The sequence below is a fragment of the Mesorhizobium sp. C416B genome (assembly GCF_030323165.1).
GTDB lineage: Bacteria > Pseudomonadota > Alphaproteobacteria > Rhizobiales > Rhizobiaceae > Mesorhizobium.
Genome location: NZ_CP100471.1, coordinates 5,591,556 through 5,603,435, shown reverse-complemented (window position 1 = coordinate 5,603,435; position 11,880 = coordinate 5,591,556). Strand labels below are relative to the sequence as shown.

The window sequence follows — 11,880 nt, the reverse complement described above, 5'->3', positions numbered from 1 at the left end:
CTTCGACTTGGAGGGGCTCTATTGCAATCCAAATTCCTCAATTTCTTTGCGCGATACACGCAGCGAATATCGAAGGCCATCTTCGGTTATTTCCATATTCGGGGAATGCCCGACAAGCGGCGTGCTGTCCACACCGATTATCAGTGACCCGAACCCGCGGCGTACGACTTTTGAACTCTTCCGTCGGCCCGATTCCACCCAATCGAACACGAGGTCGTCACCTTCGTCCTCGGATGCAAATCGCCACTTAACTTCGACCTTGCCATTCGGGTCACCCAGCGCACCATGTTTCACCGAGTTTGTCGTCAACTCGTGAAGGATCATCGCCAAGCCCTCGGCGGCGCCGCTTGGCACAGTGAGGGAAGGTCCACTGATCGTAATGTCGCGTGTCTCCTTGAAGGGCTGCAATTCCCGGTCCACGAGTTCATGGAGCATCCCTGACAGGTTGGCATGACGAGAAAGGATGCGATGGGTCGCCTCCAGTGTTCGAATCCAATCGATCAACATCTCCTTGTATTTGGCAACATCATTGTCGGGAATATCGATCATGTTGACCAGAGCTCTAATCACTGGAAACACATTGCTGAACCGATGGCGCTCTTCGCGCATTATGCGCTCGCGTCTCTTTACGGCGGCGCGAAGCAAAGTTGTTTGTCGACGTTCGGTCAGATCCGCCGCCACCCCGATGCGCATTTTGCGCTCGCCGTGCTCTTCCTGCCGTCCACGCAATGCAATCCAGCGTGTGTGACCATCCACTTGCCGGACGCGAATCTCGACGTCATAGTTCAATGCCGATGAAGGCTTTGCCGAGGCGGACAGCTTCGGCCAGTCGACGGGATGGATTACGGCCGAGAGTTCTTGCAAGCGGCGGACTGGGGCCGGAGGCAGACCAAGAATGTCCCAGAACTTGCCGGAGCCGGCGACTGTCCCATCCTCAATGTCTATTTGCCATGTGCCAAGGCGCCCGGCAGATACGGCGAGATCGAGCCATTCCTTCTGAGCCCGAAGGGCCTCGCGTGCCGCTTGTCGCTCGGAAATATCGTCAACCACCGCGAATACGCTCTCATTTGGCGCCTCTTCCGGCCGCGACGAAGACAGGGCCAGGTGAGCCCAGAATGCCGTGCCATCCTTGCGCAAAACGCGGATATCCGTAGCAGACGCGGTCCCATTGCCCAAATCTTCCAGAAGTTTCCGCACAGTACCTCGATCGTCGGGGACAATGAGTTCCTCCAGCTTGAGTTGGGCAAGTTCCTTGTGCGCGTAGCCGGTCATCTCCAAAAGCCGTCTGTTCGACTGCAGCAGTTCGCCATGGCGATTGGTATTAGCAAAGCCCAAGGCGGCAGCGTCGATGGCACCGAGCCTCGCTTCCGCCACCCTGAGCGCACCATGCAGATCTTGTCGCAGGCGGTGGAACACAGCTGCGATCAGGCTACCCGAACCCAGAAGGAAGACGGCCCCGGTCCAGTCTCCACCAGTGAGGTGACCGTCCAACAGGTGTCGCATCCACAAGCCGGCGGCCGCCATCAGAAGCGTTGCTGCGATGGCAACAAAACGGCCCTCAAGATACACGATGACAACGGTTATGGGGATAAACGCAACAAGCGGCAACGGCTGGCCGCCATATACCGTACTTATCGCCTCGAATGCTATCGATGCTGCAAACACCAAAAGCGAAGCTAGATGAGCCCACGTAGTGCTCGACACATTCGATTTGAGCCAGCGCAGGTCCGAACCCATGCGCAAAGACTACAACTTTCGGTCTAGTCCGTCGAGACTAGGCCGAAGGGGTGGCACCTAATCCCAATGCCCGATTGCCATGACTTTGCCGGCGAATAAAATCATGGTGTCAGGAGCGCTCTTCAGAAAGATATATCCAAGAGACGCTGCGGAAAAACCATTCGCAGATTTCTCGCAGTATGTGGAAATTCAAGTTGAAGCAGCAACTTCATCAGATTTGATTTGCGTCAGTAGCAATGGGTTGGGTGGAAGCGATGACACTGATTGAAACGCGAAACGATGCGCTTGCAGGCAGGCAATACATTGTATTGAACGATACCCGCCACGAAAGGCCGATAAGCCTTGTGGACCGGCCGGACGCAAGGGTCGGCGGATCTCGACGACGCAGCCTGGAATCCATCACCGGCATGCTTGATCGTATGGGTTGCGGCTATCTCGTCCTGGACCGAGACAAGAAAGTAATAGAATGGAACGCTGCCGCTCGGGACACCCTCGCACGCCAGGGCGAAGCAACTGATACAGCCGTCGAGCTTGCTGCCGGGTTGAGGCGGCTGGTCGCGAATGTTCCGGTCCACCTCCAGCCGGGCTCACTCTCATGGGTAGTGATCCACAGCAGAGGCGACAGGCCGGTGACCATGAACGAGACGGGCGTCGTTACACCGGACGGGACAACCGTCGTCGCATTGCTGGACCGGGATAACAAATCGGCGGCCAACCCTCGCACGTTGCAAAGGATGTTCGGTTTGACCAGCGCGGAAACGCAGTTGGCGCTACGCCTCGCCCATGGCGACGCGCCCTTGGAGATCGCCCGTAGCTGGCATCTCAGTCGCACGACTATTCGCTCTCAGCTCGCCTCGCTGTTCGCCAAGACCGACACGAGGCGTCAGGCGGAACTAGTGGCTCTTTTGGGGCGCATTTCGGTTTTGCCATGAGAAATCGACTGCTGTCTGCATCCGCTTTGATTCAGACAGCGGCGGCCCGCATTGAGCGCGCTGTCGCGTAGATCACAAGGCCGGCGGCGCCATTTCCGATCGTTCAAGCGCTGCCGAGATGGCGCGGAACGCGGAACCTGGAAACGGGAGTGACTTGCCATGGCCGAAGCAGATTCGAAGGTCAACAAGCTGGCGGATATCGTTCACGGGCTGCAGGATGGTGCTGCGTCGACCCTTACGCACACGGGGCCGATCATCGTCACGGGCGCCGCTGGGTTCATCGGATTTCATGTTGCGTTACGCCTTTTGCGGCTCGGCGCCGAGGTCATCGGCGTCGACAACTTCACGCCTTACTACGACCTGAAGCTGAAGGAGGCGCGATCTACACGGCTCTGCGCCGAGCCGAGGTTCACGCCGATGCGCTTCGACCTGGCGGACCGGTCGTTGGTGAAAGCGCTGTTCTGCGAATTCCAGCCATCGCACTTCGTGCATCTGGCCGCCCAGGCCGGGGTACGTCATTCGCTCGTGGACCCGCATGCCTATGTGGAGTCAAACATAGTCGCATTTCTCAACGTTCTGGAGGGCTGCCGACACGCCGGCGTCAGCCATCTCGTTTATGCCTCGTCGAGCTCCGTATATGGTGCCAATCGACGCATACCCTTTTCCGAGCATCATGGTGCCAATCATCCGGTGAGCTTCTACGCCGCCACCAAGGCCGCCAACGAGTGCATGGCGCATTCCTACAGCCATCTGTTCGGCTTGCCCGCAACCGGACTGCGCTTCTTCACCGTCTATGGTCCCTGGGGCAGGCCCGACATGGCTGTCTATACTTTCACCCATGCCATCGCCGAGGGCCGAACGATCGAAATCGCCAATGCCGGGCGCGTATGGCGGGATTTCACCTATATCGACGACATCGTAGAGGGGGTTGTTCGCCTGCTCGCCAAACCACCGTGTCAGGATCCCGATTGGGACGGTCGCGCTGCCGATCCTGCCACCAGCTCGGCGCCGTATCGGCTGTACAATATCGGCAATGATCGGCCGGAAGAAATCAACCATCTGATAGCGCTCATCGAGACGGCGCTTGGTCGCCGGGCCGTTCGCGTCAACGTACCTTTACCGCCAGGTGACGTCCTGGAAACTCGCGCCGATGTCAGGGACCTGCGCCGCGCCGTTGGCTTCGCACCGGCGACAACACTGGAGGACGGCGTGCAACGTTTCGTGGAATGGTATCGGGAATTCCATGCACGCCCTGTCGGACAGGTGCGACCAGCTGGCCTTCCGGCAACGGCATTGTGAGCACAACAGCGGCATTTCCTTGGTGTGGCAGGGTCGCGGCTCGCCTTCAATCCGGCTTGGGATACGCCGGCAATGGAAGGGACCCAAGCTGCCGTCCTGTGCCGTGCCCGACCCCCAAAAGGCGCCGCGCATAGCGGGTGAGCGGCTTCTCGAACAGACGGTGGATGATAAATGCCACGCCCACGGTTATCGCCAAGGCGGAACCGATGAAGGCCCACGGGCCGAGCACAAAGATCAAGCCTGTACGCCAGAACAATATGCGCATGGCGCGGATCACGAATGGATGCATGAGGTAAAGAGCGTATGACGCATCGCCAACGCCAGCGGCCCACCTCGCCGCCAGGCTGTCATGCCTCAGTTTACCCGGGGGTGCCAAGGCAGCACTCCAAACAATTAGAGACGCCGGAATGCCATACACAACAGAGCGACCAAAGCCGGCCGAGATATCGGGAAACGCCGCCGCAAGCATCAGGGCACCCAGTCCCGTTGCGGCCATACAGGCCCTGATTGGGCCGGAAGGCCGCAGGCCTGAGGCGCACATGACCCCGATCATCGCGCCGAAAGCGAATTCGAGGATGATCGGATTGGTCCAGAAACCCCAGGGCTCAGGCAAAGGAGCCCCAAGAGCGCCCGAGAGCACCATCCCAACCAGGATCGCGAGCAGGACCGTAACTGCCCACCGCATGGGCAGCACGATCGTCGCCGTGAACAGCACGTAAAACAGCATCTCATAATTGAGCGTCCAACCCAACTCGTAGACCGGCTGAACGACGCCGTCAGGGCGACTGGCCGGAACGAATAAGTAGGATTCGACTACAAACCTGAAATCGACGTAGCTCTGGTTGAGAAGATTTGGGGCGGCCACCGCTACCGCAATGTAGAGCGAGGTGAGCGCCCAATATAGCGGGACAATTCGCGCGATCCGGCGGGAAATGAAGAGACGCGCGCCCCCGGGCTTTGCGAACAGCTGTCGCGACGTATGCACCATGATAAGCCCGGAAATCACGAAGAAAATATCGACTCCAGCGCTCCATGGTATCGGATTCCAGCTCTGAAAGGTGCGGCCGGCCTGTAATTCCAGGGTGGCCGCATCATGCTGGGCGTGTCGCAGCGCGACCGAACTAGCCGCGAGGGCGCGCAGGACCTGGACCTGGGTGAGGGTTTCGCGTTGGCTGCGCTCGACAGGCGTCGATCTCTCCGAGCGACGGCGCACTGCAGGCGCCGAGGCGCTCGCCATTCGGGCTTGTTCCATGGATGCTCCGCAGATTGTGAGCACACCGTGGTGCACCTCCGAAACTGATGCATCCTTCAAATGACGGACACCGCCCGCAAAGTATCGGCTGCCCGCGGGGAGCGGGTGTCCGGAACAGGTATACGCCGAAGCGTCTGCGCAGCCCTATGGCCTTTGTGCGATCCGGGCTTCGTGACTTCCTGCCCGAACGACGGCGATCACCGTAGCGAAAACAGTGGTCTCATTTGCTCGCCCTCAAGAACCAATGCCATTGACGGGCATCGACCGCGCTCGGCCTCATCGACAGCAAGGCAAAAACCAAGCCTGGCATGATTTTCAGTCGCTTGCGGATATAAACGGCCATGGCAATGCTCCAGATGCTCAGTGCAAGTGCCACACCCACCGCAGCGCCAAGCAGGCCGTACACCGCAACTCCGGCTGCACAGGCAATTATATTGGCCACAGCACCCGCTACCATCGTCGTTGCCGCAGCCCATTCATTTCCAGTCATGGTCAGGAGATTCTGTTGGGGCCCGCACAGCGCGACAAAGACATATCCCAAAATCAGAACCCGTGCGATCGGCGCTCCCGCGCTATAACCCTCACCGAAATAGCTCAAGAACGGCTCGACTATCACCATCATTGGGACGGCCACCAGGATGGCACCGCCAGCAGAAAGCAGGGTTGCGCGCGCGAACAGCTGTTGTAGGCCTCTGCGATCGCCTCTGACGTAGAGATCGGCTGCTGTTGGCGAAAACATGGTTGCCACGGCGATACGGGACAGGCCCACGAGCATCGCGACATTCAAGGCCAGCGCGAAAATACCCGCTTCAGCAATATGGCTTGTCCAGCCCAAAACCAGGACTCCTGCCCGACTGACGAAAACATCGAGCCCAGTGATGAGCATGAGCGGGGGGACGGCAAGCCACCATTCCCTCGAGGCATAACTTGGCTTGGCGTGTCCCAGGCCGGGTGGTTCAAACCTCCTAGCGATGATGAACACCAGCGCCGCTGTGAAAGCGGAACTCACAAGCACCGCCAGCGTCACCGAGGGCGCATCCACTGTTCGAAATCCCGACAATGCCAGGAGCGCTACCAACACGAGCAGGAGCCCGTCTCGCATGATGCGCTCCGGCAACAACGCCGAGACAACGCCGCCGAAAGCACGCACAAGCGTGGCTCCGAGAGCATAGGCCGTAACCAAGGGCACAGCCATCATGCCGAGCACGATGCTTGTCTCAAGCCCTCTTTCCGTTGGATCTGAAAGGAACAGGACGGACGCAGCGCCGATCATCCCGAACAAGGTTGCCGCTATCAGCGATCTCTGCAGCGCGAATCTTATCACGCCGCGGGCCAGATCAAGCCTGCCGCTGGCCCTATAGGCCGGGAGGAAACGCAACAATGATACATTAAAACCAAGCGTTGCCAGATAGGCGAGCACTGACGTCCAAGCCTGAACGTAGGAATAGATGCCGTAGTTGTGAGGTCCGATAAGGCGTGCAATTGCCAACTGGGCAAGACTGGTCAAACCAGCGCCACCAATATAGATCAGCAAGGCGAATATGCTTGCCCAAGCGAGCCGCGAGCCCATGTCCTTGTTGCGCGGCGGTGCGGTTGCTGAACCAGTTACGTCTGCGCGATGAGCCGGCAACTCAATTTGCTTTTCGCCGACCGCCCTATCGAAGCGCGACAATGCAGAAAGTATTTGTCTCTCAATCCGACAAATACTTTTAAAGGTCGATGGACCATCGGTGTTTTCGACGGAGATGATTTCCCGGCCAGATGTTGTCAGGAGGTCATGCATCGCTTCAAAAACGGCGAACGAGCGCATGTTCACGTTCAAGTCGGCCTCGAAAATCCGTTCCGCCGGCGGCTCAAGCTCCATCCGCCGACGAAGGCGACTTTCCACGACCGCAGCTGGCACCAAGAGCCTGACGGTGAGATCGGCCGCCGGTGCGAGGCTGAGCGCCTTTTCCAGCGCTCTGGGGTTGGTGCTCCCATTAAACATCGCAAGCGAACCAATCGCTTGAACATATCCTTGATCGAAAATTATAATTTCGGGCGATTGCTCAGCAGACTTCCAGCAACGCGAAAGGTGCAGGATGTATCGCCAGATTCGCGCGCGCCAAATTCGGTTTCTTGGCGGTATCATCCTCACCATTGCAAAGGAATTGGAAATATCATCGGCTCGCCCTGCCGAAAAAAGCAGTATTCTGGAGGTTGAAAATATCGCCGATACGATCCGTGATATGAATAGAAAGATTCCGAGGTCATATTTGGCGGCCCTGGTGCTTGGCTTGTAGCTGAGAGCGACCTTGGCGTGATAGCCTTTCCCGCGCAGCTGCTGCGCAAGCGCATGTGCGAAGGTTGTTTTGCCGGATCCTGGAGGTCCGAAAAATTCAATGATCATCGTGTAGCTGGCTCGATTTAGGGGCGCGATCGCTCCCTGGAGCTTCTGTTGAAGATCGCACACGCATCTTCAAACCCTCTCCAACAGAAGATCGGCGTTGTCTCCGAGCCTGGAGCCGGCTAGCCTCTTCAGGTTCACCCGGGTGAGCACACTCCCTACTGGAACGGTGGCGGATCCGCCGGCCCCTATTGCATCCAGAGCACCACGGGCAATGCTGCGCCTCGTCCTTGCCCAGCGAACGGCAAAAAGCACCGAATCGGCCCAGCGCTTAAGCAGCCTGGTTTCAGGCCCCCCGAGGCCCAGGGGACCGTTCATGATGACCACGTCGTAGGCCGAACGCAGCTCCTCGGTGAACTGGCATTTGTCGACGGTGGACAGAAGCGTCAGGAGATCATCGGAAGGTGCTGGAGCGGCCATGAGGTCGATACCGATTTCCGGCATCCTCGTAATTGCATCCTTCAGCACGCAACGTTCATTCACATAGTCGCCGAAGGAGTTCCGGGCCTTGTCGGTGCTGAATTCACCACGAAACCCGTTCGTGAGCCGTACATCCTTGCGATCGAGATCGAGGAAAAGCACTCTTCCTCCCAGCCGCGTTGCCGCCAGCGCCAGGCTCCATGCCAACTCGGTCTTGGCATCGTCCTGGATGCTGGACGTCACGAGAATGATATGCGGCGGCTGCCCCTTCCCCTGAGTTGGCGCCGCAGTGACGAGCAGCGAAGTCACGGCGCGGCTGAACGGCAAGTTCTGCTGGCTCAGAACCAGATGCCGCAGCTTTCTGGCATTAAGTCCCGCAACCCTGGGAAGCAGTCCTACGCACGGGACCCCAAGCTCGGCCTCGGCTTCGGCTTCACTGCGCAAGGTTTGGTTGAAACCGTTGCGGACCAGGACAATGACCGCCCCCATGAGACCAAAGACGACCATGCCGGGGGGAATCAGGAAAATCGGCGACAATGTCACGGGGGTCGACGGCGGCCAGGCGGTCGAAAGGACCGCTACGCCTGGCGAAGGAGCGGCGATGCGACGTATCAGATCCTGCTGCCGGCTCAGGAGTTCGTTGTAATGCTGCGTCACGATGGCTACCCTAGGCTCAAGGGAACGCAGCCCCGAAAGTTGGCTCGCCGTGTCGGCCACGGCCGCGTCGAGCATCGCCTTGCGACTTTCAAGAGCCGTAGCCTGAGACCGGTAGACATTTGCCTCGGCAGCGATTCGGGCAACGCTTTGCTCCATTTCGCGGGCGATCGCGTTGCGCAGATCGCCGTCGGCGGCGGCACCCGACTGGCGTGTCACCAGGTCCGTCAACACGGGCGACCCGATTTCTTCAGCGATGGCCGTGACCGGGGCGCCCGCCTTGCGCAGGTCCTCAATACGGCGAAGGCGCGCTTCCGACGCGGAAAGACTGGCTTTCGATAGGAATATCTGCCGGCCGAGTTCCGCTGTCTCACTGGCTGCGTTGTTGGCCGCAGTCTGATCGACGGCGCCATGCGTGAGCCGGTATGTCTCCAGCCGATCTGTCGCTTCGACAAGATCCCTTTGTACTTGCGGAAGGCTGGCGACTATCGAATCCAGATGAACCTGATCCGATGCCCGGCTTTTTTGTACCAGATCTTGAATGTAGACCTGGGCAAACGTGTTCGCGACAAGTGCCGCACGCGCCGGATTTGGATCGGTGAAGCCGATGGTGATGACGCGCGATCGCAGCTCTTGTCCGACCCTCATTCCGTTGCGTAGCGCCTTCAGCTCGGGCGCGTCCGCTGCGTCCGGATTTTCCGCCACCGTGTTATCCTGTCTCCAGGCCCTGTTCAGGAGATCGATGAGGAACGAGCCAGCCGCGGGCGGGACGGCATTGACGACGGTCTTTCCGTTACCGTCGACTGGTTGGGCTTTGCGCAGTGCTGCCAAGACCCGACGCAGGTGGCCTTGCGAGGAGAGCATCGTCAGATGATCATCGATGTTCGATTCCAGCGAGTCCTGGGCGGATGCCACGCCGCCCGAAGCACTGCTGCTCGGGGCATCGATAATGACCTGGGTCGTTGCCTCGAACAGCACCGGGCGGGTGAAGCCTGCCAGTCCGGCCAGGATGCCGCCCAGAAGGGCCATGGCAAGCAAGAACCATTTTCGCGTCGTCAGGATGATGACGAGCTGGTGGAAGGGTGACGATTGCGTTGGCTCGCGTGGCGGCCGCATCAAGCGCAGATTGGTTTCAAGCGTCCCAACTTCCATCTGCTTGGCGCGCGGACGCCGGGCGCGGTTGGCTATGGAACCTTCCATCTCAATCCCCTGTCAGTTCGATATGGTAAGAAGGGTGCGTGGCGACCGTCGATGGCCGCATGGCTTCGTTGCGCCACGCCTGAAACATGAGCACCGGCCACAGGTCGCGGAAATTATCTTGGCTTCCATGCAGATGATTGCGCCAGCATGCGTCGACCTTCTCACGGTCGATGACCCCGTCCCCGGAGCGGCCGATCGTGGCAATGATATCGGTAGCCCAGCCGCGCAAGGGCCCTTTCAACCAAGTCCCGACCGGAACGTCGAAACCTTGCTTGGGCCGGTCGACCAGTCGGCGTGGTACATAACGATCAAGCAGTCGGCGAAGCAACCATTTGCCCTTCCCGTTTCGGACTTTGGCACGGGCTGGCAAGCGCCAGGCGAATTCAACGACGCGATGGTCCAGGATCGGGCATCGCCCCTCGAGGCTGTTGGCCATGGTGGCTCGATCGAGCTTCACCAAAATGTCGCCCGGTAGATAGCCTGTCATGTCGGCGAATAGGAGACGCGAGAGCAGGCCGTCGAGCTTTGTCGTGTCGGTAGCTGCTGTCGACGGCTTGCGATGAACAAGGTCGTTGGCTGAAGATTTTGTCAGTTGCAGAAGGAGTTCGTCCTCATCTCGCGCCGCGAGCAGGCGGGCAAGGCGAGCCAGGCGGTCACCGCGCAAGCCATGCCGCATATTCGCCGAAAGCGGCAGATTGCCGAAGATATCTTTCTGAGAGGCCTGGGCCAGCAACCCAGCCCCCGATGCCAACAGCCGGCGAAATGACAATGGCAGCTCATGCTGCTTTGTGAGGCGGGTTGCCAGGAAGTGTCGAGAATAGCCTGCGAAGCACTCGTCGCCGCCATCGCCTGAAAGCGCCACGGTTACGTGTTGCCGCGCGAGGCGCGACACCAGCAGCGTCGGTATCTGCGATTCATCGGCAAACGGCTCGTCCCAAATCCGGGGCAGCTCCGGAACGACCTCAAGCGCGGCGGCCGGCGAGAGATGAAGTTCCGTATGATCGGTGCCCAGATGCCGAGCAACCGCGGCCGCATGGGGAGCTTCATCAAACCCACCTTCGCCGAACGCTATGGTGAACGTCCGAACGGGGTTTCGGGACTGTGCCTGCATCAGGGCGACGACAGTCGAGCTGTCGATCCCGCCCGACAGAAAGGCGCCCAGCGGCACATCTGCAACCATTCGTTCCTTGACGGCCAGTCGGAGCAGGCTGTCGAGCTCGGTCGCGAGGTCCTCGTCGCTGGCGGCTATCGGATCGCGCTGTCCCTTGCCGGCGACATCGGCCAGCGACCACCAAGGGTGAATGCGATGCGCAAGCGAACCGGTGCCTCGGGCGTTGGCGAATTGCGCCGCAGTGACCGACAGGACTGAACCAGGCGGCAACTTGAACACGCCCTGCCAAATGCAACGGTCATCCGGCACCCAGCCGTTGGAAACCATCGTCGTCGCCGCATCGACATCGAGTTCCGGGGTGAAGCCTGGGAAGCAAGTGATCGCCTTCAGCTCCGAGGCGAAGACAAGCGCGTCACGTGTCAAGGCGACATAGAGTGGCTTCTTGCCCATTCGGTCGCGGGCAAGCTGAAGCGTTCGGTTCTCCAGGTCCCACAGCCCGAAAGCAAACATGCCAGCGAAGCGCGCGAGGGCTGCATCAAGGCCCCAGCTTTCGATCGCGCACAGCATGACCTCCGTGTCGCTGGCGCCGCGGAAATGATGGCCCGCCCCTTCCAGTTCACGGCGCAGATCGCGAAAATTGTATATCTCGCCATTGAACGTGATGACATACCGACCGCTCGCGGAGAGCATTGGCTGGCGACCCGCTCCGGACAGGTCGACGATGGCCAGTCGCCGGTGGCCGAAGGCTACCCCCCCTTCACGGCTCACCCAGAAGGCCTCACCGTCAGGTCCGCGATGACGAAGCGCCGTCGCCATCGGTCCGATGGCCCTGAGCGCACTTGCATTGGGTGCATCGGGCGCCAACAAAATTCCGGCGATCCCGCACATT

The 11,880-nt window shown here is 59.7% G+C and carries 7 protein-coding genes; 2 read left to right on the top strand and 5 right to left on the bottom strand.

The features are described from left to right. Positions 1-18 precede the first annotated feature (18 nt). A complete protein-coding gene (locus tag NLY43_RS27340) occupies positions 19-1,737 on the bottom strand; it encodes a PAS domain S-box protein (protein WP_023711224.1) in 1,719 nt (572 codons plus the stop codon). A gap of 254 nt (positions 1,738-1,991) precedes the next feature. Here NLY43_RS27340 and NLY43_RS27335 point away from each other — a divergent pair, with 254 nt between their 5' ends. Both NLY43_RS27335 and NLY43_RS27330 read left to right on the top strand, forming a co-directional pair. Further along, positions 1,992-2,669: a helix-turn-helix transcriptional regulator gene (locus NLY43_RS27335; protein WP_023689781.1), complete on the top strand. Its 678-nt coding sequence runs from the start codon at positions 1,992-1,994 to the stop codon at positions 2,667-2,669. Between the two features lie 159 nt (positions 2,670-2,828). Beyond that, a complete protein-coding gene (locus NLY43_RS27330; RefSeq protein ID WP_084561117.1) occupies positions 2,829-3,968 on the top strand; it encodes an NAD-dependent epimerase/dehydratase family protein in 1,140 nt (379 codons plus the stop codon). A gap of 46 nt (positions 3,969-4,014) precedes the next feature. Here the strand turns inward: NLY43_RS27330 and NLY43_RS27325 are convergent, their stop codons facing one another. From NLY43_RS27325 to asnB, 4 genes are all read right to left on the bottom strand, one after another. Continuing rightward, positions 4,015-5,220, bottom strand: a complete 1,206-nt coding sequence (locus NLY43_RS27325; RefSeq protein WP_084561115.1) for an acyltransferase family protein — start codon at positions 5,218-5,220, stop codon at positions 4,015-4,017. 220 nt (positions 5,221-5,440) lie between these two features. Next, positions 5,441-7,609 carry a polysaccharide biosynthesis C-terminal domain-containing protein gene (locus NLY43_RS27320; protein ID WP_027048988.1) on the bottom strand — a complete coding sequence of 723 codons (2,169 nt, stop codon included), beginning with the start codon at positions 7,607-7,609 and terminating at the stop codon, positions 5,441-5,443. Between the two features lie 69 nt (positions 7,610-7,678). Further along, on the bottom strand, positions 7,679-9,880 hold the full coding sequence (locus NLY43_RS27315; protein WP_023681033.1) for a GumC family protein: 2,202 nt from the start codon (positions 9,878-9,880) through the stop codon (positions 7,679-7,681). 1 nt (position 9,881) lies between these two features. Further along, positions 9,882-11,879, bottom strand: a complete 1,998-nt coding sequence (gene asnB, locus NLY43_RS27310) for an asparagine synthase (glutamine-hydrolyzing) (protein ID WP_023711220.1) — start codon at positions 11,877-11,879, stop codon at positions 9,882-9,884. Position 11,880: the final 1 nt, after the last annotated feature.